Raw genomic sequence first — 23,519 nt, 5'->3', positions numbered from 1 at the left:
AGGCTGATCGTTCCTGGTGAGCTTTCCCGAGGGCACGAACCACGGCGACCGCGGCAAGGCCTCCGCCCTCCTGGCCTATCGAAAGACCGCTCGCGACCGGCGGTGTGCCCTGCGCGAGGCGCGCCGCTGCCCCCTCGGACGCGGGGGCAGACGGCAATCCTGACTACGCGGGCCTGACCGTCGTCGCCTCCAGGCCCTTCTTGCCCTGGGCGACCTGCATCGTGACGGCTTGTCCCTCCGACAGGGCCGCCGTCCCGCTCCGCTCGAGCGCCGTCGCGTGCACGAACACGTCGTTGCCGCCACCCTCCGGAGCGATGAAGCCGAAGCCCTTCTCGGCATTGTACCACTTCACCGTACCCCGGACTTCCTCGCCCGCACCGACCGGTGCCGCATCCCGGAACGCCGGGCGCGGTGATCGAGCACTCGGCGGGGCTTCGCCCGCCTCGCCCACCTCAGAACCTCCGTGACCTGCGGCCCCCGCTCGCCCCCGCCTGCCCGCACCCTCAGGCGCGTCCCAGGCGTAACCGCATCGACGCCCGCGCGCTGAAGGGCGCTGATGTGCAGGAAGGCGTCGCCCCCGCCGCCCTCGAGCGTGACGAAGCCGAATCCCCTGGCTGGATCGAAGCGCTTCACGACCGCCCCCGTCTCCGTGCCGGACGCGCCCGCATCCCGCCTTGGGGATGGCGCGCCGCCGTAGGGGGACGGAGATGGGGCGGACCATTCGCCCTCCTCGAACGGATCCCTCCCGCCCCCCGGCTTTCGGGATTTGCGGTCGCGCCGCCAGTCGTTCGTATCGCTCATCGGTCAAGCCTTCTTGTCACGTCGAGGGGAGGACCATCGTTCCAGCTGTCTCGGACCCGTCGCTCCGTAGCGCCCCGGCCGCATCAACTGCCCCGTTCATAGAAGCTTCTGGGAACGACCGGGAGACCGGCGGCTGCCCATCTCGCACCGTTCCGGGCTAGCCGGAGAGGAGGTTCCGGCCTAGTGCGGCGGAGGGCGCCCACCGAAGCTCGGAGTTGCCGCCCGGCAGCTCGCTCGTCACCTCGCGCGAGCGAGCGCGCGGTCGTCCAGCGTGCCCGTCAGCAGGTCACGGATGGCATCGGCAGCTTAGGTGGCGTGGTCATCTGCGTTCATGCGCTCCTCATGGCTCGCCAGACTGCCGTTTGCCGCCTTGGAGTTGGGGGCCCGTCACCGCTGAGAAATCCATCATGTTGTCGATCGTTGGCACCGTGTTCTCCGAGCGCCAGACCACCGACGACGTCCCATCGGTGCCTTCGAGCACTACCTCGGTCTCGTGGCCATTGAGGCTGAGCTTGCGTGCCACGTTGATGGCCGACTCCAGCGCCGCGTCCCCCGAGCTGTAGCCGGTGTATTCGCGGCCGGCGTGTCGCACGGTCCAGCCGGAGCCGACCTGTTGGACATGGTAGGTGAGTTGCGACATCGGCGTTCTCCTTCCTGCGCTTCTGGTCGAGTACGACGTTGCCCTCGCAGCGCCAATCAACCCCGCACCCGGCGCGCCTTCCAGACCTGGACCCCGACCGCATACGCCTCCTCCGCGCCAGCGTAGTGCCGACTGCTCGAGAGGAGCGTGCGGCTGTCCCGGACGACGCGCCAAGCCCAGCGCCCGCCCGAGAGGCCCTGGCGTTCCACCACGACTTCGGCCGCCCCGGCGATCGCGTCGCTCGGAAGGGGCAGCTGAGCCAACAGGCCATGGGGGCTGGGGTACCTGTGCCTGGGTGTGCCCGGCTTCGTACTGATGATCGTCATGGAGTCCAACTGCTGGGGAAGCGCCCCTCTTACGACCTCTCACACGTCCCCGCGCCTGCGGACATGCCGGCGTGAGGCTCCTCACCGCGACGTGTTCCACGTTGAAAGGACGCCAGTTGCGTTCGAGCTGTGCCCCCGCGTGGAAGGAGACAGCCCACTTCGACCAGGGGCCTCCGTTCCACAGGTTGAAAAATGGGCCACGGCATCGCCGCACGGTCCTGCAGCCGCGTGGCATCGGCGCCGTAAGCGGTTGAACAGGAGCGCGCCGAGCGCGGCCGCGCGGTCTTCGGTGCGCGCTTGCTGGCCGAGGTGCGGCGCGAGGAGTGGGTCGGCGGCGACGACGTCAGCGAGCGATCCGTCCTGCGGCACGCGGGGATGGGCGACGCAGACCACGCCCTCCGACGTCCAGCCCGCTTCGCACGTGTCTTCTCAGGCTGACTCTCGCGCGACGCATCACGAGGAACGTGCCGGTTGGGACGCACCGCGGAGTAGTCCTGGAACAAAGGACGAGAGCGCCGGTGCCGGCGACCAGGCCGGCAGCCCGAGCCCGGCGCGCCAAGCCCGCGCGATCGCTTCGCGCCGCGCGAACCAGACGCCGGGGCGCGAGGCCATGTGGGCGAGAAGCGTTTCCAGGCCGCCGATGCGCGCAGGTCGGCCGATGATGCGCAGGTGCAGCCCGACCGACATCATGCGGGGCGCGTCATCGCCCTCGTCGTAGAGCCGGTCGAAAGCCGCGATGCAGTAACGCGCGAAGTCCTCCCCCTGCACGAACCCGCCCCCGTTGGTGAAGCGCATGTCGTTCGTGTCGAAGGCGTAGGGCAGCACGACGAGCGGCCGGCCCGCAGCCTCGACGAGGTAAGGGATGTCGTCGTCGTAGGCGTTGGAGTCGTACAGGAAGCCGCCATGCTCACCGAGCAGCCGCCGCGTGTTGGGGGAGGTGGCGGAGCGGGTGTGCCAGCCGACGGGCGGCGTTCCCGCGGCCTCCGCGATCGCGGCGACGGCGCGCGCGATGGCGACACGCTCCTCCGCCTCCGGCATGTTGGCGTGGCGTTCCCAGCGCCAGCCGTGTGACATGACCTCGTGCCCGTCCGCCACCGCTTCCTCGACGATCCAGGGGGAGAGTGCGACGGCGCGGCCGCAGGCATTGAGGGTAGCCGGGACACCGTAGCGACGGAGGAGCGCGCGGATCCTCGGCCAGCCCGCCCGGGTGCCGTATCCGAAATGACTCTCCATGCAGAGGTCGCGTACTCCCTCCACCCGCTCCACCGCCTCGTAGACGTGCTCGTTGCGCTCGTCCCCCATGGCGAGGGTGAGTTCCGCTCCTTCCTCCACGTTCACGACCACGGAGACGGCCAGGCGTGCGCCGCCCGGCCAACGGATGTCGGGCGGCCGGCCCCGGTAACCCGCGAGGTCGCGGTCGGTCGTCAGCGTCATGAGGATCATCCCCTATGCTCAAGGCGGGCCCTGTGCTCAGGGCGGGTCGGCCGCGTCCGGCGCATCGCCGGCGTGCTACCGGGCGCCGCGGGTGCTGGCGCACGGGCAGGCCCGTCCCCGCACCGCGGCCTCGTTCCGGTCGGAGTCGCGGAGGAGGGTTCGCATGCCGGCCGCCCTCCTGCCTGACCCGAGCGATCGGCACGCCGCGAGCCGGTTCACGCCGCGGCGCGGGCGCGGTCCATTAGGCGATTCGTGGCGTCGCGGTCCCAGCGCAGAAGGCCGTCCGGTCCTGCATCCTTCCGCATGAGCGAGGAGGAGACGATGACACCCTGCGCGACGCAAAGGGCCTCGGCAACGTTTGTCTCCGTCACGCCGCCGCCCAACAAAATCGGGACGCGGACGCCAGCACCACGCGCCGCGCGGATGCGCGCGAGGCTGTCGCCGAAGTCGGCGCCCGTCAGCACGAGGCCGTCGGCGCCCAGCCCCTCGGCCCAGAGCGCCGCGCGTTCCGGCGGGATGGCGACGAGCGGGATGGTCGTGCGGTCGAAGACGTCCGCCAGGATGGCGACCCCCGGCGCAGGCAGCGCTGCGCGGCAGGCGCGGGCGGAGACCGCGAGCGCCTGCTTCGTTCCCTCCGCCCCGACGGCGGCGGCGACGAAGACCTTCAGGCGCACGAAGCAGGCGCCGGCCGCATGCGCCACCGCGATCGGCGCCTCCGCGTCATGGGCCTGCAGGATGATGCCGAGATGGATGGCCGGGAACTCGCGCCGCAGCAGGCGGCCGAGCGAAGCCATCAGCGCTACCGTCTCCGCCGACGCACGCCCGGCGGCGCGCGTCTGGTCCTGCAGCTTGACCGCCGGCACGCCCGCCTCGGCGAAAAGGCGCGCGTTCGTCAGCACGTAATCCTCAAGCCAAGCGGGCGAGCGCTTCGGCCCGGCCACCGGATCAGGCAGGTGGAGTGCCGCGACCACGAGCGGGCGGGCGGCGAGGAAGGCGTTCACGAGGCACTCCGTACCGGCAGGTCTTGCAGGGCGGCCAGCCGGGCCGTGACCTCGGCGGCCGGCGCGCGCAGCGGGGCAAGGGCCCCCGGCCCCTGGACGGCGAGGGAGGCCGCGACGGCGCCGCGACGGGCCGCTGCCACAGGCGGCTCGCCGCGCAGCAGCCCGGCGAGCAATCCGCCGGCAAAGGCGTCGCCCGCGCCGGTCGGGTCCGGCGCCGTCGTGCGCAATGCGGGCACAGGATGCGCAACGCCCTCGGCCGGGTCGAGCACCAGTGCGCCCGCGCCGCCGAGTTTCGCGATGAGGAGGGGGCCACCGGGCACGGCAAGCGAGGCCAGGGCCGCCGCGGGGGCGAGGCCTGGGCGCAGCGCGCGAAGCTCCGCCTCGCTCGGCAGGAAGACGTCGCAGGTGGCGAGCAGCGCTGACAGCGAGTCGGGCGACAAACCACGTGCCGTGAAGCCGGGATCGAGCGTGACCAGCATCCCCGCGGCGCGCGCCGCGTGGGCCAGCGCCAGTTGCGATGCCGTCGGCCCTGGCGCGACGTGGACGCCGCGGGCCGACCACCACGCCCCCGGCACCTGCTGCGGCCCAACCGGATGGGCAGCGCGGAACGCCGCCCAGCCGCCCTGCGGGTCGGCTCGGGACAGCAGATATCCTTCCCAGGCCCGGGCGAGCGCGGGCGCGATCCGCCCGCCCTGGACGCCGAAGGCCGCGGCTTCGGCGACCGTGGCGTGCAGCCGGTCCACGCGGCTTCCGTCGGACCGGTGGAAGAACCACTCGGGCGCGGGCATCGGCGCTGCCTCCCGCAGCAGGCCGCCGAGGTCGACCGGCGAGGCAGCGAGCGCGGCGAAGGGGAAGTCCTGCGGAACGCGGCCGACGATCCCGGCGCGTGCGCCCATGACGGCCGCGCCGACCGCCGAATGCAGCGCGTTGCCGCCCGGTACCTCAAGCGCCAGCGCGCCGTCTGCCGTGACGATGCAGTCCAGCATCACGCCGCCCGCGGTGAAGAGCTCCGGCGTCACGACCCGCGCGGCCAGGCGCCGGGATACCCGAGGCCCGCCTCCGCCCTCGCCACGGCGTAGGCATGCGCGAGGTGATGCAGCGGGATGGCGGCCAGTAGCGGAAGCAGCAGCGGATGCGCCGGCGGCAGCACGAGGTGGCGCTCAACAAGCCCCGCGATCTCAGCGTCCTCGGCCCCGAGGATCGCGAGCGTCCGCCCGCCGACGCCGGCGCCCACGATCGCGGTGTCCAGCGCGCGCGGGCGCGACGCGGCGTCGGGCGCCAGCATGACCAGCGGATCGCCTTCCTTCTGCGCGCGGTAGTGGTGCATCTCCTCCAGGGGCCAGGCGACGGCATGGACAGGGCCCAGCTCGCGGACCTTGGCCGCGCCAATGGCAGCCATGGCGGCGTAGGGACCGGCCCCTGTGAAGGCCAGGAAGCCGGCCGCGGCGAAGGTCCGGCCGGCCTCCGCCATCGGCTCCGCCGCGAGCGTGGAGACCGCATCCGCCCTCTCCGGCAGGCCGCGCAATGCCTCCGCGAGGTCCGGATCGGGCGCCATGGCTTCGGCGGCCGCGACGAGCAGGGCGATGCAGGCCGTCGTGGACTGCGTCGGCCAGCCTTTGCGCGTCGCCTGCACCAGAAGCCCGGCATGGAAGCCCGTGTGGAGCGGGCTGCCCGGCGTGTTCGTCACGCCGACCGTAATGGCCCCCGTGCCCCGGCGCGTTCCAGCGCCTCCATCACCGCCGGCGTATTGCCGCCGGCCGAGATGCCGAAGACGAGCGTGCCGGGTCCGGCGAGGTCCGCGTCGTAGAGCGCCCAGTCCAGGGCCTGCACGCCGACGGCCGGCACCCCGAGGCGGGCGCGGTAGGCGCCGCGGGCCGCGAGGCCGGCGAACCAGGAATCGCCGCAGCCGGCGATGACGACCTCCGTCACCGCCCGCCCCTTCAGCCGGGCGGCCAGTTGAGCCAGGGCCATGGCGTTCCCCCCAGCGTCGCCGCGATGGCGGCGCCCTGGGCCAGCATCTCCTGCCGCGTGCGCTCGACCCGCGCCAGCCGCGCGGGGTCGCGCGGCGCGTCGGTGGAGGGCTCGCCCCGCAGGGCGGCAAAGCGCGGGTCGGTCATCGGCCGAGCCTCTCCAGCCCAACGGTCCGGGCCATCACCAGCAGGACCGCGAAGGACAGCAGGATCTCCATCGCCGAGAGGGCGGCGATGGCCGGGGTCGAGTCGTTTTGCACGAGGTAGTAGAGCTCCACGGGAAGCGGCCGTCCCCGCACGTCGGAGGTGAAGAGCGCGACCGTGACGTTGTCGAAGGCCTCGATGAAGGTGAAGGCGGCGGCGGCCAGCAGCGCCGGGCCGAGTTGCGGCACCGTCACGCGCAGGAAGGTCTCCATGCGCCCGGCGCCGAGGTTCGCCGAAGCCTCGTCCAGCCGCGGGTCGAGCCCCGCGAGCCGCGCCATGCAGATCCGTATCGCGAAGGGCAGGCAGAACACCGTCAACGCCGTAACGAGCATGAGATTGGACGCGCGGAAGCCGACATAGGCGCCGAAGAACAGGCTGGCGATGCCGATGACCATGCCCGGCATCATCTGCGGCGCCAGCAGGAAGGCGTTGGCGGCGGACCGGCCGGGGAAAGTGCCGCGGACCGAGGCGAAGGCGGCAGGCACGCCGATCGCGACGCACCCGATCGTCACCCAGAACGCCGTTTCCAGGCTGACCCAGATCGAATCCGTCAGTTGCCGGTTCTCGAACACCGCTGCGTACCAGCGCGTGGAAAAGCCGGAGGGCGGGAAGGAGATGAAGGCCCGCGGCTCGAAGCTGATGGCGATGACGATCAGGCTCGGCCCCACGAGAAGGAGGAGGGAGAACCCGGCCACTAACCCGAGGAGCGCCCCGCCGAACCGGTCCACGGGCAGGACGGCGCGGCGCCTCATCGCGCCGGCTCCGACCAGCGCGCCAGCCGGTTCCCGGCCGCGACGATCGCCAGTACGAAGGCGAAGCAGGTGGAAAGCAGGATCGTCGCCAGCACCGCGCCGCGGGTCCAGTCCAGCACGACGATGGTCTGCTCGTACACCTGCATGGCGAGGGTGGAGTAGCCACCGCCCCCCAGCAATTGGGGCACGATGAAGTTCGTGTAGGACACGGCGAAGACGAGCGCGAGGCCCGCGAAGATCGCCGGCACGCTCAGCGGGACGGTGACGCGGAAGAAGGTCCCGGTCCGGCTGGCGCCGAGGTTCATCGAGGCCTCCTCCAGCCGACGGTCGCGCTCGGCCAGGACGGCGAGCAGGGGCAGGATCATGAAGGGCAGGTGGATCTGCGTCATGCCGATCAGCACCGCCCAGTCCGTGTTGAGGATGCGGATCGGGTCCTCGATGATCCCCAGGGCCATGAGCGACTGGTTCAGCATCCCGCGCCGCCCGCCGAGGATGACGATCCAGGCGTAGGCGCGCACCAGCGCGCTCGTCAGCAAGGGCGAGACGACGGCGACGAGGATCAGCATGCGCCAGATCCCCCGTGCCTCTGCGAAGAGCCAGGCGACGGGATAGGCCAGCAGGAGGCAGAGCAGCGAGGAGACCGCCGCGACCCAAAAGCTCCGCCACATCAGCCGCCAGACCAGGTCATCGGCGAGGGCCCGTTGAAGGTGGGAGAGGGTGAAGCCGTCGCCCGAGACGCGCCCGCGCTCGACCGTGACGAAGCCGAAGGCGAGCAGCGTAACCATCGGCAGGACGAGGAAGACGACGAGGAATGCGAGCGCCGGCACGGCGGGCCAGATACCGCGGCCCCGGAGCACGCGGCGTAGCAGCCGCGGGCCGGCGGTGGCGTCAGGCCGCATGGGACGCGATCACGGCGCAGCCCGCCGGGTCGGCGATGCCGAGGCGCAGCGCGGTCCCCGGCATCGGCGGCACCTCCCCGCGCGGCGCGGCAAGACGGCGCGCAGCGGCTCGGGCAACCCGGCCTCGACCTCCACCTCCATCGTCGGACCCTCGGCGGAGGCGAAGGCCACGCGCCCCTGCCATCCCGGCGTATCCTCCCCAGGGCCGAGAACACGCAGATTCTCGGGCCGCAGCACGAGCGCGGCCGGGCCATCCGGGCGGGCGACCGGAATGCCGGGCAGGCCTTCCACCGCGCCCCCCGCACCGCCACGGGCACGACGTTGGCGCGGCCGATGAAGGTCGCGACGTAGGGCGTGGCGGGCCGGTCATAGATCTCGAGCGGCGGGGCGACCTGCTCGATCCGCCCCTCGCGCATCACCGCGACCTGATCGGACATCGTCATGGCCTCGGTCTGATCGTGGGTAACGAAGATGGAGGTGATGCCGACCCGGGAGATGAGCTTGCGCAACTCCACTTGCATGGTCAGGCGCAGCCGCGCGTCCAGCGCGTTGAACGGCTCGTCCAGCAGCAGCACCTCAGGCTCCATTACGAGGGAGCGGGCGATGGCGACACGCTGCTGCTGCCCCCCGGAGAGCCGGGCCGGGTAGCGGTCGGCGAAGCCGTCGAGCGCGACCATCGCCAGCGCGGCGCGCACGCGCTCCGCGATCTCCGCCCGCGGTCGGCGGCCGACGCGCAGCCCGTAGGCGACGTTCTGCGCCACCGTCAGGTGCGGGAACAGGGCGTAGTTCTGGAAGACGTAGCCGACCTGGCGGCGGTTGGGCGGCAGGTCGGTGATGTCACGCCCCCGGACGCGCACCTCGCCCTCGTCCGGATCAAGGAAGCCAGCGATGATGCGCAACAGCGTCGTCTTGCCGCAGCCAGAGGGGCCGAGCAGCGTCAGCACTGCCCCTTGGGGAATGAAGAGCCGGCAATCACGAAGGACGGCCGCCGCGCCGAACCGCTTGCTGACGCCCGCGACCTCGACGTGGCTCATGCGCCGAACCCGAAGGTGGCAGGCACCGTGACGGCGCGGATGCCGACCGCCACCGGCGGACGCGAGCTGCGCCGCGCCGCGCCTCGGACGGCTGCACCCCGCAGCGCATCGCCCGCACCTGTCGGGCCAACGGCCCTGGCCGTAAACCGACGGGCCATGTCGGCCCAACAACTTCCGGCGCCCGACGGAACCGTCACGCCGTCAACCCGCGAAGGTGCGGTCGAACTGCTCCAGGATGCGGCCGCGCGCCGGTGCGATCCTGGCCCAATCCACGGATTGCAGCGCCGCGACCTCCGCGGGGGTCGAGGGCGTGTAGCCGCGCGCCGCTTCGGGCACGGCCACGCCGCGAACCGTCGGGCCGAAGAAGTAGGGCGCGTTGGCCGCGTGCTGCTGGTATTCGGCGGAGAGGATGTCGTTCATCCACTCCTGGACCAGGTCGGGATGCCGGGTGTTGGTGATCTCCGACATGAACGAGATGAGCGAGACTGGGCCCGGCGCGGGCTGGACGAAGCGGATCGGGAGGCCGCGCGCGGCGGCGCCGGCCGCGTCGTTGTTCCAGATCGGCGCGACGCCGATCTCCTCCCGCTCCAAAAGCTGGATGAGCGCGGTGGGGGAACGGCCGACCATCGGCCGCAGTGCCGCCAGCTTCTCCCAAGCCGGGGCAAGGTTGTCCTCCGACCCGCCGAAGACCTTGGCGATGATCGCGAGCACGGCGAGGCCGAGGTTGGAGGAGGCGCGGGGGATGGCGACCTTGCCGCGGTAGTCCGCGTGCCAGAGGTCCTGCCAGCTCGTCGGCTCGCGCCGCACGACGCGGGTGTTGTAGGCCAGGCCGACGAGCGAATAGCTGGCGGGCACGCCGAAGCCGCCGGACTTCGCCATGAACTCCGGGATGACGTTGGCGGCGTTCGGCACGCGGTCGGGGCGCAGGCGCTGGATGTAGCCCTCCGCCTGCGCGGTCAGGTGCGGCGGCTCTCCGTTCGGCATGGCGTCGTAGGGCGATTGACCCTGCGCCGCCTTGATCTGGGCGACGATATCCTGCGCCTCGCTCGGGACGAGGCGGATGCGCAGGCCGGGGTGGCGCTGCTCCATCCGGCGCGCCAGCCACTGGTGCGGCTCCTGAAGCTGTCCGGCGAAGGAGACGATGATGAGTTCCCGGGCCTGTGCGCGGGCGAGGCGCGGCGTGCCGAGCGCGGCTCCGACCGTGAGGCCGCCGAGCGCGCGCCGGCTGATCGTGCTGTTCATGGCTTTGGTTCCTCTCCTGGCGATGTCAGCGGGCGAAGACGTGGTCGAAGCGATGGACGAAGGCGCCGCGCTGCGAGACGACGACGCCGCGGCCGATCGGCCGAGGCGGCAGCACGTCCTGCGGCATCGGAAGCGTGCAGAGATACCGAGCCCGCGGCACGGATACGCCCTGCAGGGTCGCGCCGAAGGCGAACGAGGCCTCCCGGCGTCGACGCCGCCGATCCGGATCAGGCCGCGTTCCGGCCGACGGGCGATGGCGCCCTGCGCCACGCCGGTGATGTGCGGTAGCCCGGCGCCCGGCAACGCCTTGAAAGGCCGGACAAGCGCCGACGCTTCGATCGTCACCACGACGTCCCCACGTTCGGGCAGGACGCGCCAGCGGCTCTCCTCCATCCCGTCCGTAAGTCGACGACTCGGCCCCGAAAGGCGGTCGCGACGGCGGGCGCCGGCGCACTCCCGAGCTGCGCCAGGGCACGACGGTCGGCCAAGCGGTCGCGCGGGCAGCAGCGAAGTGGCAACTACGGTCGGAGGACATGGATACCCCTGCGGACATAAGGAGCCCGAGACGCCTTCAAGGCGCCGCATGGTCCGGGCACGCGCCCAGCGATGTCAGGGGGTCGTTCGGCGGGACGCTGCGACGAGCGCGACGTAGGCGCGGCAGGAACGGGACGGCGCGGCCCAAGGACGGCCGCGACGACGGCGGCCGCTCACCTTCGTCCGGCCCGGGGCATTGATCCGCAGCATTACGGTGATGTTGTCATCGGGGTTGCGGCCGCGCAAGCATCGCCCTGCCCCGCGTTTCGGTGGGGTGACGCGGGCCTGCCCGCAGCCGCGGCAGGAGACGATGTGCGTGCCCGTTGATGATGCACCGACCGGGGACGGACTGATCCTCCACGGACGCTGGGTGCTGGAAGGCTTCCGGTCCGACGGCTCCCCGCTCCTACACGAGGACGCCGGCGTGCTGGTCGCGGGGGACGAGGTGGTCGCGGTCGCGCCCTTCGCGGAACTGTCCGCTCGCAGGCCTCGGGCACGCGTGATCGGCGACGCGGACGCGTTCGTTATCCCCGGCCTCGTCAATGCGCATCACCACGTCGGGCTGACGCCGTTGCAACTCGGCTCGCCGGATCACCCGCTAGAACTGTGGTTCGCCAGCCGCATCGCGCTGCGCGACGTGGACCTGCGCTTGGACACGCTTTTCTCGGCCTTCGAGATGATCGCCGCCGGCGTCACGACGGTGCAGCACCTGCACAGCCGCGCGCCGGGCACGCCGGACCGCATCCTCGCCGCCGCTTCGCAGGTCGTTGGCGCCTACCGGGAAGTGGGCATGCGCGCCTCCTACTCGATGGCGCTTCGGGACCAGAATCGGCTGGTGTACGAGGACGATGCGGCCTTTACGGCGCGGGTGCCCGAAGCGTTGCGGCCGGCGCTTCGCGACTATTTCGCCCGTTTCACCCTGCCGTTGGCCGAGCAGGTGCAGCTCTTAGATGCCATCCGTGCGCTGCCGGCCGGGGACACGCGTCTCGCGGTCCAGGTCGCGCCGGCCAACCTGCACTGGCTGTCCGACGCGGCCCTGGAGGCGGCCGCGGACCTCTCCGCCCGTCACGGCCTGCCGATGCACATGCACTTGCTTGAGACACCATACCAGAAGGAATACGCCAGGCGGCGCACGGGCGGTTCGGCTGTGGAATATCTGCACCGCCTAGGACTGACGGGGCCGCGCCTCACGCTCGGACACGGCGTCTGGATGACGGAGGCGGACATCGACGTCTGCGCGCAGACCGGCACCCGCATCTGTCACAACTGCTCTTCGAACCTCCGGCTCAAGTCCGGCGTCGCACCAGTGAACCGCTTCCTCGCCGCCGGCATCCCCGTCGCGCTCGGGATGGACGAGGCGGGGATCAACGACGACCGGGACATGCTGCAGGAAATGCGGCTTGCGCTGCGGCTGCATCGGGAGCCGGGAATCGGCGCGCCGCATCCGACGCCGGCGCAGATCCTGCGGATGGCGACGGAGCACGGCGCCGGCACCACACCCTTCGGCAACGCGATCGGCCGCCTCTCGCCCGGCTGCTTCGCCGACGCGGTGGTGTTCGACGGACGCCGTGTCATCTGGCCCTGGCAGAGCCCGGATATCCCGCCCGTCGACGTACTGGTTCAGCGAGCGAAGACGGAGAGCGTGAAGACGGTGCTCGTCGCCGGGGAGGTCGTCTACGCGGACGGCGTCTTCACCCGGGTCGACCGCGACGCCGTCCTTGCCGAGATCGCGGCAAGGCTGGCGCGCCCGTTGACGCCCGAGGAGGAGGCGCGCCGCGTCTTCGCGCGCGACGTGTTCCCGCACGTGCGGGCCTTCTACGACGGGTGGCTCGACGAACCCCCTGGAGCGTGATCGCGTGAGCTTGAGTCGTGTGGTGATGGCGGCGGGGCGGCCGGGCTGATTCGAGGTGTTGCCTGCTTAAAGGCCCCTGGCGGTCGCGGGGCGCAGTTGCGGCGGGGTGCCGACCCTCTTCGGGGCGGGTGGGTCGAGCGTGATCCGTTGGGTGGCGGCTCAGCGTGAGACGGGGGAATGCGCTGCGGTCGATGGGGGGAAGGCGGCCCATCCTGCTTCCCGAGCGAGACTGGCTGCTGGCGCGCGTGGCCGCCGCGCTTGACCTGACCGTGCGCGGCCTCCGGTCCGAGCTTCCCGTCCGCGGCGTGCGTGTGAGCTACGGCGCGGTCTGGTCCTTCCTTGCCGCCGAGGGGCTCACTTCCAAGAAAAGTTTGCACGCTGCCGAGCAGCACCGGCCTGACGTCGCGGCCAAGCGGGCGCGGTGGCGGCGTCGCCAGCACCGAATCCACCCCTCCCGCCTCGTCTTCGCGGATGAGACCTGGACCAAGACGAACATGAGCCGCACCCACGGCCGCGCGCCCCGCGCTTCCTTGGTCGCGTCCCCCACGGGCGCTGGACGACAATGACCTTCCTTGCCCCGCTCTGCCATGGCCGCATCGCCGCACCCCGCGTCATAGACGGCTCGATCAACGGCGCCCTCTTCCTCGCCTGGGTGGAGCAGTTCCTCGTCCCCAGCCTCCCGACCGGCGATGTCGTGGTGCTCGACAATCTCGGCAGCCACCAGAGCCGCACCGTGCGCGCTGCCATCCGCGCAGCCAGCGCCCACCTGTTGTTCCTGCCGCCCTACTCGCCCGACCTCAACCCCATCGAGCTGGCCTTCGCCAAACTCAAGACCCTCCTCCGCCGTGCCGATGAGCGCTTCATCGCCGCCGTCCGGCACCGCGTCGGTGCCCTCCTCGACCATTTCAACCCCGAAGGGTGTGCCAAGTACCTCCGCAACGCAGGCTACGCCTCAACCTGAGCCGATCACGCTGTCATCCGCGCAAAGCGCGGCAGAACCACCGGAGCGGCGGCATCCCAGTCCCAATCCGACGGAGCGACTGCTCGAGGCCGGGATCTATCCATCGGTTAGGAGCGTAGGAGATTGCTACGATAACGCGCCCGCAGAGAGCGTGATCGGCCTGTTCAACGCCGAGATGATCTGGCGCCCCAGCCCCTGGCGATCGTCCGAGGCCGTCGAGTGCGCCACCTTCATTTGGGTGGACTGGTTCAACAACCGCCGTCTCCTCAAGCCGATCGGCAACGTTCCTGTGGGATTGTCCCGGCTCCGTGGCTCTTCCACGCAAAGCGCGGAAGAGCCGTGAAAGCGGGTCAATCCCAATGCTGGAGATCATGCGCCACGGCGGCGCCGATCTCGGCACGCCCGTCCGGCTGCACGACCTGATCGACGGCATCTGCCGCCAGCGCACCCTCAACTTCGTGCCGGGAACGCGGTTCCTCTACAGCGACTCGAACTTCCTCCTGCTCGGCCTCATCGTCGAGCGGCTCTCGGGCGAGACGCTCGAGGCCTTCCTGGAACGCCGTGTCTTCCCCCCGCTCGGCATGTGCGACACGCGCCTGACGGCGAAGGTAGCCGACGCCATCCCGGACCTCGCCACGGGCTACTTCCCCGACGGCCCGGACCGCTGGACCCGCGCGGCGCATGCCTTTCCGTTGCACGGGGAAGGCGGGCTCGTCTCCTCCGTCATGGACCTCGCGCTCTGGGCGCGGAACTTCGACGCGCGGCGCATCGGGGCCGCCTGGCTGGACGACCTTCCGAAGCAGACGCCCTTCGCGAACGGCACCGTGAACCGCTACGCCCGAGGCCTCGTCGTGCGCTCCTATCGCGGCCTGGAAACCGTGTCCCAAGGCGGCCTCTGGCCCGGTTACAAGACGGAGTTCCTGCGCGTCCCAGGCCGCGGCCTCGCGGTCATCGCGATCTCCAACGCCGCGGACAGCGACCCCAACCTCGCGGCACACCGGGCGCTCGACGCCGTGCGGGATGGCAGCCCGGGCGTGCACCCCGTTCCCGCCCTGCCGCCGCGGGAGACGTTGGAGCCGCTGCAAGGCTGTTACGTCGACCCCGCGACCAGTGCCACGCTGGACGTCGGGCTATCCGCCGAGGGAAAGCCGACCCTGGCGCTCAACGGCCTGACCGTCTCGGCCGAGGCCATGGAGGACGGGCGCCTCGCCTCCCCGCGTTCCAGCAGCGTCTTCTTCGTGCGGGCGGCCGGCCCGGATGCGGTCGAGGTGGAGCAGGACGCGGGCACTATCGGCATCTGGCACCGCGCCCCGGCCGGTGCCGCGCTGCCGGAAGACCTGCCAGGGGCCTACCGCAGCGACGAGATGGCGACGACCTGGACGCTGACGGAGGAGGCGGGCGCGATGTCGGTCCGCGCCGCCGGCCCCGTGGTCAACGGCCCGGCGTGGGAAGTCGATGCCATCGCGCCGGACCTGCTTCGGCTTCAGATACCCGGCGCGCTGTTCCGCGCCTGGCTCGACGTGCGCGTGCTGCGCGAGAGCGGGCGCATCACGGCGCTGGAGGCGAGGGGGGCGCGTCAAGCGGGTGATCGACCGGCGGCTCGACTGATCCCGGGAACCTCCGCGTTTGCTTGGCAGGGACGAGGAGCCTGGCGGACAGCGTCCGGCCAACCCCGGCGGTGCGGTGCGGCGGCCACCTCGGACGTCATGCGCATCGATGCCCAGATCCGAAAGCGGATATGCCGCTGAGGCAATCTCCCGACCGGACGTTGCGTGAAGGTCATCCCGTGCTCCGACGCGCGCATGGGCCAGCCCATCACCTGCCCGTCGCGCTTGCCGGACCGCCGATGCTGTTCGAGAGAACGGCGGCGGCCCCGACGACGGCTTTCCTGATCCCGTCCGCGCGCGCCTTCGGCGTGGCCATCAGGTAGGGGACGCTCAGCGCCGCGGCGATCCGGCCATCCGGTCCGAGGATCGGCGCTGCCACGGCCCTGACGCCGTCCGCGAACTCGCCGCGATCCTCGGCCCAGCCGCGGGCGGCCACCTCGTCCAGCTCCGAACGAAGGACGGCAGGATCGGTGATCGTGGCTGCCGTCACGGCGGTCAGTGGGCCTGCGAGAGCCCGCTCCCGCGCGTCGGGCGGCCCGAGCGCGGCAAGGACCTTGCTTGCCGCACCGGCGTGCAGCGGGAAGCGCCGGCCGACCTGCGTCGTCACCGAATAGCTCTCGGGACTCTCCACCGTCGCGACGACGAGCGCGTCGGCACCGTCGAGAACGGAAAGCTTCACGGTGCACCGCTGCTCCGCGGCGAGCGCCTCCATCACGGGCCTTGCGGCGCCGACCAGGTCGAAGCCGATCGGCACGGCACGGGCGAGCCGAAGAAGGTGCGGACCGAGGCGGTAGGCGTTGTCCGCGCCGCGCACGACGACGCTGCGCGCCTCGAGCGAATTCAGCACCCGATACACCGTCGAGCGAGGGATCCCGAGCTGGGCGGCAAGCTCCCGGATGCCGGCCGCACCCGCGGCCAGGGCGTCCAGGACGTCGACGGCACGGTCCACCGCGGGAATGCGGTGCGTGGTGGCGATTTCGGTTGACGTGGCTGACGGCATGGGCGCTAGATTATTCAGATACCAACAAACAGTTCAAATAATAACTGACATGGGAGGGATAATCATGCATCGCCGAGCGATCCTTCTTGGCGCCGCGGCCTCGCTCGCCGCACCTGCCGTGCCCAAAGCCCAGGCCAGGACGCTCTCCTGGGTGACTCATCCCGTCATCCTGCAGGCGACCGGCGACGGCGAGCTGCTGCGCCGCTTCGAGGCGGCGACCGGCATCCGCGTCGAGCCCGTGACCTTCCCGACCGAGGTCCTCGGGCAGCGCATCCAGCAGGAGCTGATCGCCCGCAGCGCGGCTTTCGACGTGCTGAGCGTGGCGGATGCCTTCTGGACGACGAGCCTCGCCCGCTTCTGCGAGCCGCTGGATCCGCTGATCCGCGCTGCGCCGCCGGCCGGCGGGATGGACGACTTCTCGCCGGGCATGGTGCAGCAGTTCCGCGTGCCGCAGACGCCGGACGGGCCGATCCTCGGCATCCCGCAGCGGGTCTCGGTGTCGCTGCTCTACTACCGGGCGGACCTGCTCCGCGCGGCGGGGCTGCCGGTCCCCCGGACGCTCGAGGCCTTCGTCGCCGCCGCGAAGGAGCTGACCCGGGGTGGGATATCGGGCGCGGTGTACCAGGGCCTCTCCGGTCAGGCCGGCGTGCTCGACTGGTATGAAATGGCAGCGCCGCTGGGCGCCGACCTGCTCGCGGCGCCCGACTGGAAGCGGGCGGCATTCAACTCGCCAGGCGGCGTGAAGGCGCTGGAGGCACGACGGCGCCTCATAACCGACGGCAGCGTGAACGCGGGCGCCGTAGGCTACGGCTTCGACGACGCGATCAACGCCGTCGCACAAGGCCGCGCGGCAATGAGCGTCCTGTTCTCCGCCTACTGGCCCCGCTTCGCGGATCGGCGGAGCTCCACCGTCGCCGACACCATCGCCTATGCCGCGCCGATGCGGGACGACGGCGTCTCCCCCGCTTACCCCGCGCGGGGCTGGGCCATGTCGGTCAACCGGGCCTCGGCCAAGAAGGAGATGGCCTGGGAGTTCATCCGCTTCCTGACCGATGCGCCGCAGCAGAAGTGGATGGCGATCGAGAAGGGAAACCCGGTCTCCCGCCTCTCCGTCGTGCGGGATCCGGAATTCGTCGCGGCGGTCCCGATCGCGGCGGCCCTGGGCGAGGCGCTGCCGCACGCGAAGATCATGCCGAACGTGCCGCAACTGCCCCGGGTCTATGACGCGCTGTCGCGGCATCTCGGCGCGGCGCTCGCCGGCACGGCCTCCGCGCGCGACGCCCTCGCCGCGGCGGAGGGCGAGGTCAACAGGCTGCTCGCGTGAGCCTCGCGCAATCCGCCGCGATCGCGGGCGACGCCGCCCCGGCCGCAACGGGTCGTGCGGCGGCCTGGCGCCGTTCGGCGTTGCCCTACCTGCTCGCCGCGCCGGCGCTGCTGCTGCTGGCCGTCGCGGTGCTCTACCCCGTGCTGTTCAATGTCTTCGCGAGCCTGCACGCCTGGAACCTGCTCGAGGACGATGCGCCGCGCGCCTTCGTAGGCGCTGGCGCCTTCGCGGCGGTTCTCGCCGACCCGCAGTTCTGGACGGCGCTGCGCGTTACGCTGCTGTTCACGGTCTGCGCCGTCGCGCTGGAATTCACGATCGGGCTCACCCTCGCCCTCGTCGCGAACGAGGCGATCCCGGGGCGCCGACTGATCCGCACGCTCCTCGTCGCCCCGATCATGGCGACGCCGCTTGTCGTCGCGCTCGTCTTCCGGCTGATGTGGCACGGGGAGTTCGGGATCATCAACCACGCGCTGGGGCAGGTCGGGATCGGTCCGGTCGTCTGGCTGGCCGGGCCCTGGACCGCCTTCGTTGCGATCCTGACGGTAGAGGTCTGGCACAACACCTCGTTCGTCTTCCTCGTGCTCCTCGGCGCCCTGCAGATGCTGCCGGCCGAGCCGTTCGAGGCGGCGAAGGTGGATGGGGCGAACCTCCGCCAGCGCCTCTGGCACGTGACGCTGCCCTTGCTGAAGCCGGCCATCCTCGTCGCACTGCTGTTCCGCATCGTCTTCGCCGTCCGCCTCTTCGACGAGGTCTGGGTTCTCACGCGCGGCGGGCCGAACGGCGCGACGGAGACCATCTCCATCCTCCTCTACCGCGCGGCCTTCGAGGTCTTCGACGTGTCGCGCGCCGGCGCCCTCTCGATCCTGCTGCTGGCAATCACGGCGGGCTTAGCCTGGCTGCTGATCCGCTTCCTCTACCACCGGGGGGAGTCGTGACGCGGGCTCTCCCCTGGTCCCGGGTCGCGCTGACCGTCGGCGCGGCCGCGGCGGCCAGCCTCACGCTCTTCCCGATCGCCTGGATGGTCATCGTCTCGCTCAAGACGCAGCGCGACGCGCTTGCTCTCCCACCGGCCTGGATCTTCGTCCCGACCTTCGAGGCCTACGCGGCGGTCTGGGCCAAGGGCGGCTTCTCGCGCGGGTTCCTCAACTCGCTCGTGACCGGGGCGGGAACGCTCGCGATCAGCCTGCCGCTGGCATTGATGGCGGCCTATGCGCTATCGCGGTTCAAGTTCCGCGGCGACCGCGCGATCCTCTACGGGATGCTCGTGACCCGGCTCTTCCCGCCGGTTGCGCTCGTCACGCCCTTCTTTCTCACTGCGACCTGGCTCGGCGTCCACGACCGCACGCCGACCCTCGTCCTGGCCTATGCCGCACTGAACCTGCCGCTCGCCGTCTGGATGCTGAAGGGCTACTTCGACGCGGTGCCAGAGGAGCTGGAGCAGTCCGCGATGGTGGATGGCGCCACGCGCCTGCAGGCCGTGACGCGCGTCATCCTGCCTCTCATGGCCCCGGGTCTCGCGGCGACCGCGGTCTTCGTCTTCGTCGGTGCCTGGAACGAGTTCCTCTTCGCGCTGACGCTGACCAGCCGCGAGGCCCGAACGCTCCCGACCGTCATCGCCGAGTTCGTCGGCGACACGGGAATCGAATGGCCCCAGATCATGGCGGCTTCCACCATCGCGCTCGCCCCCGTGCTGATCGCGACCTTCGCGCTGCAGCGGCACATTGCGGCCGGCATGACCGCGGGGGCGGTCAAGGGATGAGCACGACGACGGACAGAAGGAGGACCGCGATGCGACGCCGTACGATCCTGGCCGCGACCTTGGCCGCACCCGCGCTGCGGGCCCAGCCCGCCTGGTCCCCGTCGAAGCCCGTCAGCTTCGTCAACGGCTTCGCGCCGGGAAGCACGATCGACCTCGTGGCCCGGCTCGTCGCGCGCGAGATGGAGCCGCGGCTCGGGCAGCCGGTCATCGTGGACAGCCGTCCCGGCGCGTCCGGAAACATCGCGATGCAGCAGGTCCTGCGCCAGCCGGCCGATGGTCACACGATCGGCTTCGCGGCGATCACCCTCGGCACCAATCCGCACCTGATGAATGTCGGCTACGACCCGGTCAGGGACATCCAGATCGTGTCGCGGATCAGCACCGTGCCGGTCGCCGTCGTCGTCTCCACCCGCGCACCCTTCTCGACGCTGCCGGAGCTGATCGCCTACGGCCGTGCCAACCGGGAGGGCATCACGCTAGGCCATGGCGGGGCGGGGACATCCGGCTTCCTCGCGGCGCAGCTGCTCGCCCGTGCTGCGGGCTTCGTACCGCTCATGGTGCCCTATACCGGCTCGGGCCCGGTGTACCAGGCGATGCTGGCCGGCACGCTGCACGGCACCGTCACCCCGGTGGACAATACGCTCCCGGGTCAGGTCTCGGGCGGTGCCATGCGGGTGCTTGCCGTCATGCAGGACAGCCGCATCGCCATGTTCCCGGACGTGCCGACGACGCGCGAGCTGGGCTTCGGGCCGGAGGTGGACTTCCGGTCCTGGCATGGCGTCATGGCACGGCCCGACACGCCATCGCCGGCCCTGGAGACGCTGTTCAGAGCGGTCGTCGGCGCGGTCGGGACCGCATCGGTCCGCGAGGGCCTTCTCCGCGCCGGGGTCGAGCCTGCACCCTCCGCGAGCGTCGCGGACGCACAGTCCTACTACCTCGGCGAACTCGACCGTTGGGGCCAATTGATCCGGGCGATCGGGCTTCGCCCGTCGTGACGGCGATCCAGCCCATCCCGGCGCGGCACGACTGGTCCGCGCTGCCCATGCGGACGGCCATGGCGACCTTCTGGCCGCCGACGGACGACCGGCTGCGCTTCATGAAGCAGATCGGTGTGGACGACACGATCCTCTGGGCGACGACCTTTCCCGACGTCGCGTCGCTCTCCTTCCGCGAACTTCTGTCGGTGCGTTCCCGCTGCGAGGCGCATGGGCTGCGGCTCTTCGCGGTCGAGAGCGTATCCGCCCACTTCTACGACCGCATCATCCTCGGTCTCGATGGGCGCGAGGAGCAGGTCGAGGGCTATAAGCGCATCATCCAGGCGGTCGGGCGGGCCGGGATCCCCGTGCTGGGCTACAACTGGATGGTCAACGGCGTGTGGCGGTCCACCTACGCAAACCCCGTGCGCGGCGGGGCGAGGGCGACGGCCTTTGACCTCGAACTGATGCGCGACGCGCCGCTCATCGCGGGCCGGGAGTATTCGGAGGAGGAGCTCTGGGACAACTACGCCTGGTTCATCCGCCGCGTCCTCCCGGCCGCCGAGACCGAGGGCGTGAAGCTCGCGATCCATCCGAACGACCCGCCGGTCGAGCGGCTCGGCGGGCTGCCCTGCCTCATGCGCTCCCGCGCGGCGATGGAGCGCGCCATGGCGATCGAGTCGAGCGAGGCGCACGGCCTTACCTTCTGCCTCGGCAACTGGGGCGCGATGGGGGAGGATCTCGTCGCGGCGATCCGGCATTTCGGGCCGGCCGGCAAGCTCCTCTACCTCCACTTCCAGGCGACGCGCGGAACGGTCCCGGCCTTCACGGAAAGCTTCGTGGACGACGCGGACTATGACCCGCTGGAACTCGTCCGGGCCCTCGACGAGGTCGGCTTCAACGGCGTCATGATCCCAGGCCACGTGCCGCAGATCGAGATGGACGTGGAGTGGCGGACGGCTTTGTCCTCCAGCAGGACGCCCTACCATCACCCGATGGGCGGCTTCGCCGCGCGCGCCTTCACGATCGGCTACCTCCGCGCGACGATCGCCGCGGTGCGCGCCGCGCGGGTGGCGGCGTGATCGAGCTTCGCGGCACCACCTGGGCGCACACGCGCGGCTTCGGCCCCCTCGCCGCCCTTGGGCGCGTGTGGGAGGACTTCCACCCGGAGGAGCGGGTGACCTGGACGGCCCGCTCCCTCTGGTCCTTCGGGGAGGAGCCGTTGGGGCGGCTGCTCGACGACAACGACCTCCTCGTCTTCGACTACCCCTTTGCCGGCGAGGCGCTCGAGGCGGGTTGGGTGCTGCCGCTGGAGGATCTGCTCGATCCCGCCACGCTGGAAGCGCGCCGCGAGGGAACGATCGGCCCGCTGCACGACGCGTTCCGGCATCGTGGCCGGCAGGCCGCGCTCGCGCTGGACGTGGCGACGCATGCCGCGGCCGTTCGGCCGGACCTGATGGAGCGGCTCGGCGCGGAGGTGCCAGCCGATTGGGACGGCGTGCTCTCTCTCGCGCGGCGCGGTGTGGTGGCGATGCCCATGCGGCCGACCGGGATATGGGGGGCTTGGCTCAGCCTCTGCGCGAACCGCGGCGAACCGGCCTTCCCGTCGAGCGGTCCCGCCTTCCACATGGACGTCGCGGCCGCGGCGCTCGCCGACCTCGCGGCGCTCGCCCGCCTCGTTCCCGATTGGTGCGCGGAGGCCTACCCGGTCGCGCTGCTGAACCGGATGGCCTGCACGGAGGAGATCGCCTACGTCCCGCTGACCTACGCCTACTCGACCTACAGCCTGGCAGGATACGCGCCCTGCCGGATCGCCTTCCACCCACTTCCGGGCGGCGTGGGGCACGGCCACGGCGCAATCCTCGGCGGATCGGGGATCGGCGTCTCGGCCCGCAGCCGGCACCCGGACAAGGCGGCGCGGCACGCGGCATGGCTGACTTCCGAGGCCGTCCAGAACGGGCTCTACGTCACCTTCGCGGGGCAGCCGGCGTCGCGGGCCGCTTGGAAAGACACGCGTCACGCGGAGCCGCTGCTCCGCTTCTTCCAGAACCTGCGCGACAGCGCCGAGCACCCCTATGTCAGGCCGAACCGGCCGGGCTTCCACGATCTGCAGAACACGGCGTCGCGCCGACTCCACCGGGCCGTCTGGCACGGCGAGGATCCGGCCGTCGCGTTGCGGGAGGCCGCGGCGGCGTGGGACGCGCTGCCGCGTCGGATGGAGGAAGCGGCATGATCGCGCGTCGCACCCTCGGCCTGGCCTTGCCGGCGCTTTCGGCAGGCCGTGCGGGCGCACAGGCACCCTGGGCACCGTCGCGCCCGGTGCGGCTGGTCGTGCCCTTCCCGCCCGGCGGCGTGAGCGACCTCATGGCACGCTTGGTCGCGTCATATGCCGAGAAGGCGCTGGGCCAGCCCTGGGTCGTGGACCCGCGCCCCGGCGCGGGCGGCAACCTGACGCTCGACCTCGTCGCCAAGGCCGCGCCGGATGGGCACACGGTCGGGGTCGCGACGGTTTCGGGTCTCGCGATCAACCGGCACCTGTATCGCAGCCTGCCCTTCGATCCGGATCGCGACCTCGCGCCCCTGTCGCTCTTCGCCGTGAACCCGAACATGGTGCTGGTCCATCCCGCGGTGCCCGCGCGGTCCCTGCCGGAGCTCGTCGCCTGGCTGCGCGCGAACCCGGGCACGGCCTTCGCGTCCGGCGGAGTCGGGACGAGCCAGCACCTCGCGGGGGAGTTGCTGGCGCAGGTCGCGGGCGTGACGCTCTCCCACGTGCCGTATCGCGGCACCGCCGGCGCGATCGCGGACGTCCAGGCCGGGCGCGTGCCGATGATGGTGGACGTTGTGGTCACGGGCCTGCAATTCGCGCGGGAGGGAACGCTGCGCGCGATCGCCGTGACCACGCCCGACCGCCTCGTGCAGGCGCCGGAAGTTCCCACGGTTGCCGAGACCTATCCGGGCTTCGAGGCCACGTCCTGGCTCGGTTTCGTCGCGCCGTCCCGGACGCCGGCGGCCACGCTGGACCGCCTCGCCGACACCATCGCGTCGAGCGCCCGCGATCCGGAGATCGCCCGTCGTGTCTCGGAGGGCGGGGCCGTCCCGCAGGGCACTGGCCGCGAGGCCTTCGCCGCCTTCGTTCGGGCGGAGTCCGCGCGTTGGGCGGGCGCTGTCCGTGCCTCAGGCGCCACGGCGGAATGAGCGTGGGGGG

At 71.5% G+C, this 23,519-nt stretch carries 24 protein-coding genes and 2 pseudogenes; 11 read left to right on the top strand and 15 right to left on the bottom strand.

All coding sequences use genetic code 11. The features are described from left to right. Window positions 1-163: 163 nt before the first annotated feature. From ACE7GA_RS25950 to ACE7GA_RS25885, 14 genes are all read right to left on the bottom strand, one after another. Window positions 164-451, bottom strand: coding sequence for a cold-shock protein (locus tag ACE7GA_RS25950; RefSeq protein WP_376093659.1), 288 nt, complete (start codon window positions 449-451; stop codon window positions 164-166). Further along, window positions 349-801 (bottom strand): cold-shock protein, encoded by a 453-nt coding sequence (locus tag ACE7GA_RS25945; protein ID WP_376093656.1) that lies wholly within the window; start codon window positions 799-801, stop codon window positions 349-351. Before ACE7GA_RS25945 ends, ACE7GA_RS25950 begins: the two co-directional genes overlap by 103 nt. A 340-nt stretch (window positions 802-1,141) precedes the next feature. After that, window positions 1,142-1,441: a hypothetical protein gene (locus ACE7GA_RS25940; protein ID WP_376093653.1), complete on the bottom strand. Its 300-nt coding sequence runs from the start codon at window positions 1,439-1,441 to the stop codon at window positions 1,142-1,144. A gap of 56 nt (window positions 1,442-1,497) precedes the next feature. Further along, window positions 1,498-1,704, bottom strand: a complete 207-nt coding sequence (locus tag ACE7GA_RS25935) for a hypothetical protein (RefSeq protein WP_376093650.1) — start codon at window positions 1,702-1,704, stop codon at window positions 1,498-1,500. Between the two features lie 516 nt (window positions 1,705-2,220). Continuing rightward, complete coding sequence (locus ACE7GA_RS25930; RefSeq protein WP_376093647.1) at window positions 2,221-3,210, bottom strand: polysaccharide deacetylase family protein; 990 nt, start codon at window positions 3,208-3,210, stop codon at window positions 2,221-2,223. Between the two features lie 206 nt (window positions 3,211-3,416). Then, a complete protein-coding gene (locus ACE7GA_RS25925; RefSeq protein WP_376093644.1) occupies window positions 3,417-4,202 on the bottom strand; it encodes a BtpA/SgcQ family protein in 786 nt (261 codons plus the stop codon). Beyond that, entirely contained in the window at window positions 4,199-5,221 is a 1,023-nt protein-coding gene (locus tag ACE7GA_RS25920; protein ID WP_376093641.1) for a carbohydrate kinase family protein, read from the bottom strand. The genes ACE7GA_RS25925 and ACE7GA_RS25920 overlap by 4 nt, the downstream gene beginning before the upstream one ends. Beyond that, window positions 5,218-5,889 (bottom strand): hypothetical protein, encoded by a 672-nt coding sequence (locus tag ACE7GA_RS25915; RefSeq protein WP_376093638.1) that lies wholly within the window; start codon window positions 5,887-5,889, stop codon window positions 5,218-5,220. Before ACE7GA_RS25915 ends, ACE7GA_RS25920 begins: the two co-directional genes overlap by 4 nt. Next, window positions 5,886-6,173, bottom strand: a complete 288-nt coding sequence (locus ACE7GA_RS25910) for a hypothetical protein (RefSeq protein ID WP_376093636.1) — start codon at window positions 6,171-6,173, stop codon at window positions 5,886-5,888. The genes ACE7GA_RS25915 and ACE7GA_RS25910 overlap by 4 nt, the downstream gene beginning before the upstream one ends. Beyond that, window positions 6,143-6,319, bottom strand: coding sequence for a hypothetical protein (locus tag ACE7GA_RS25905; protein ID WP_376093633.1), 177 nt, complete (start codon window positions 6,317-6,319; stop codon window positions 6,143-6,145). The genes ACE7GA_RS25910 and ACE7GA_RS25905 overlap by 31 nt, the downstream gene beginning before the upstream one ends. Then, a complete protein-coding gene (locus tag ACE7GA_RS25900) occupies window positions 6,316-7,128 on the bottom strand; it encodes an ABC transporter permease (RefSeq protein ID WP_376093630.1) in 813 nt (270 codons plus the stop codon). The genes ACE7GA_RS25905 and ACE7GA_RS25900 overlap by 4 nt, the downstream gene beginning before the upstream one ends. Next, window positions 7,125-7,796 carry an ABC transporter permease gene (locus tag ACE7GA_RS25895; protein ID WP_376100530.1) on the bottom strand — a complete coding sequence of 224 codons (672 nt, stop codon included), beginning with the start codon at window positions 7,794-7,796 and terminating at the stop codon, window positions 7,125-7,127. The genes ACE7GA_RS25900 and ACE7GA_RS25895 overlap by 4 nt, the downstream gene beginning before the upstream one ends. After that, a complete protein-coding gene (locus ACE7GA_RS25890) occupies window positions 7,796-9,061 on the bottom strand; it encodes an ABC transporter ATP-binding protein (protein WP_376093627.1) in 1,266 nt (421 codons plus the stop codon). Before ACE7GA_RS25890 ends, ACE7GA_RS25895 begins: the two co-directional genes overlap by 1 nt. Before the next feature lie 201 nt (window positions 9,062-9,262). After that, window positions 9,263-10,303: a PotD/PotF family extracellular solute-binding protein gene (locus ACE7GA_RS25885; protein WP_376093624.1), complete on the bottom strand. Its 1,041-nt coding sequence runs from the start codon at window positions 10,301-10,303 to the stop codon at window positions 9,263-9,265. A gap of 850 nt (window positions 10,304-11,153) precedes the next feature. Here ACE7GA_RS25885 and ACE7GA_RS25880 point away from each other — a divergent pair. From ACE7GA_RS25880 to ACE7GA_RS25865, 4 genes and pseudogenes are all read left to right on the top strand, one after another. Further along, the gene (locus ACE7GA_RS25880; RefSeq protein ID WP_376093621.1) at window positions 11,154-12,689 is read left to right on the top strand and encodes an amidohydrolase family protein; all 1,536 of its coding nucleotides are present in this window, start codon (window positions 11,154-11,156) and stop codon (window positions 12,687-12,689) included. A gap of 76 nt (window positions 12,690-12,765) precedes the next feature. After that, window positions 12,766-13,650: pseudogene (locus ACE7GA_RS25875) on the top strand (IS630 family transposase). A 70-nt stretch (window positions 13,651-13,720) separates the two neighbouring features. Further along, window positions 13,721-13,993: pseudogene (locus ACE7GA_RS25870) on the top strand (integrase core domain-containing protein); the annotation flags it as partial. A 28-nt stretch (window positions 13,994-14,021) separates the two neighbouring features. Beyond that, entirely contained in the window at window positions 14,022-15,398 is a 1,377-nt protein-coding gene (locus tag ACE7GA_RS25865; RefSeq protein WP_376093618.1) for a serine hydrolase domain-containing protein, read from the top strand. 67 nt (window positions 15,399-15,465) lie between these two features. Here the strand turns inward: ACE7GA_RS25865 and ACE7GA_RS25860 are convergent, their stop codons facing one another. After that, window positions 15,466-16,257: an IclR family transcriptional regulator gene (locus ACE7GA_RS25860; protein WP_376093615.1), complete on the bottom strand. Its 792-nt coding sequence runs from the start codon at window positions 16,255-16,257 to the stop codon at window positions 15,466-15,468. A 64-nt stretch (window positions 16,258-16,321) separates the two neighbouring features. Between ACE7GA_RS25860 and ACE7GA_RS25855 the strand changes: the two genes are divergently transcribed. The 7 genes from ACE7GA_RS25855 to ACE7GA_RS25825 are packed head-to-tail and all read left to right on the top strand — an operon-like array spanning window position 16,322 to window position 23,509. Further along, window positions 16,322-17,581 carry an extracellular solute-binding protein gene (locus ACE7GA_RS25855; RefSeq protein ID WP_376093612.1) on the top strand — a complete coding sequence of 420 codons (1,260 nt, stop codon included), beginning with the start codon at window positions 16,322-16,324 and terminating at the stop codon, window positions 17,579-17,581. Continuing rightward, on the top strand, window positions 17,578-18,516 hold the full coding sequence (locus ACE7GA_RS25850) for a carbohydrate ABC transporter permease (RefSeq protein ID WP_376093609.1): 939 nt from the start codon (window positions 17,578-17,580) through the stop codon (window positions 18,514-18,516). Before ACE7GA_RS25855 ends, ACE7GA_RS25850 begins: the two co-directional genes overlap by 4 nt. Beyond that, window positions 18,513-19,340 carry a carbohydrate ABC transporter permease gene (locus tag ACE7GA_RS25845; RefSeq protein WP_376093606.1) on the top strand — a complete coding sequence of 276 codons (828 nt, stop codon included), beginning with the start codon at window positions 18,513-18,515 and terminating at the stop codon, window positions 19,338-19,340. Before ACE7GA_RS25850 ends, ACE7GA_RS25845 begins: the two co-directional genes overlap by 4 nt. 29 nt (window positions 19,341-19,369) lie before the next feature. Then, a complete protein-coding gene (locus tag ACE7GA_RS25840) occupies window positions 19,370-20,335 on the top strand; it encodes a Bug family tripartite tricarboxylate transporter substrate binding protein (protein ID WP_376093603.1) in 966 nt (321 codons plus the stop codon). Then, on the top strand, window positions 20,332-21,396 hold the full coding sequence (locus ACE7GA_RS25835) for a mannonate dehydratase (RefSeq protein ID WP_376093600.1): 1,065 nt from the start codon (window positions 20,332-20,334) through the stop codon (window positions 21,394-21,396). Before ACE7GA_RS25840 ends, ACE7GA_RS25835 begins: the two co-directional genes overlap by 4 nt. Beyond that, window positions 21,393-22,547 (top strand): extracellular solute-binding protein, encoded by a 1,155-nt coding sequence (locus tag ACE7GA_RS25830; RefSeq protein ID WP_376093597.1) that lies wholly within the window; start codon window positions 21,393-21,395, stop codon window positions 22,545-22,547. Before ACE7GA_RS25835 ends, ACE7GA_RS25830 begins: the two co-directional genes overlap by 4 nt. Next, entirely contained in the window at window positions 22,544-23,509 is a 966-nt protein-coding gene (locus tag ACE7GA_RS25825) for a Bug family tripartite tricarboxylate transporter substrate binding protein (RefSeq protein ID WP_376093594.1), read from the top strand. The genes ACE7GA_RS25830 and ACE7GA_RS25825 overlap by 4 nt, the downstream gene beginning before the upstream one ends. The last annotated feature ends 10 nt before the right edge of the window (window positions 23,510-23,519 follow it).

The sequence above is a fragment of the Roseomonas sp. CCTCC AB2023176 genome (assembly GCF_042259275.1).
In the GTDB taxonomy this organism is placed as follows: Bacteria; Pseudomonadota; Alphaproteobacteria; order Acetobacterales; family Acetobacteraceae; genus Roseomonas.
Note: the sequence above shows the minus strand (reverse complement) of the source record. Positions and strands in the feature narration are given on the sequence as shown.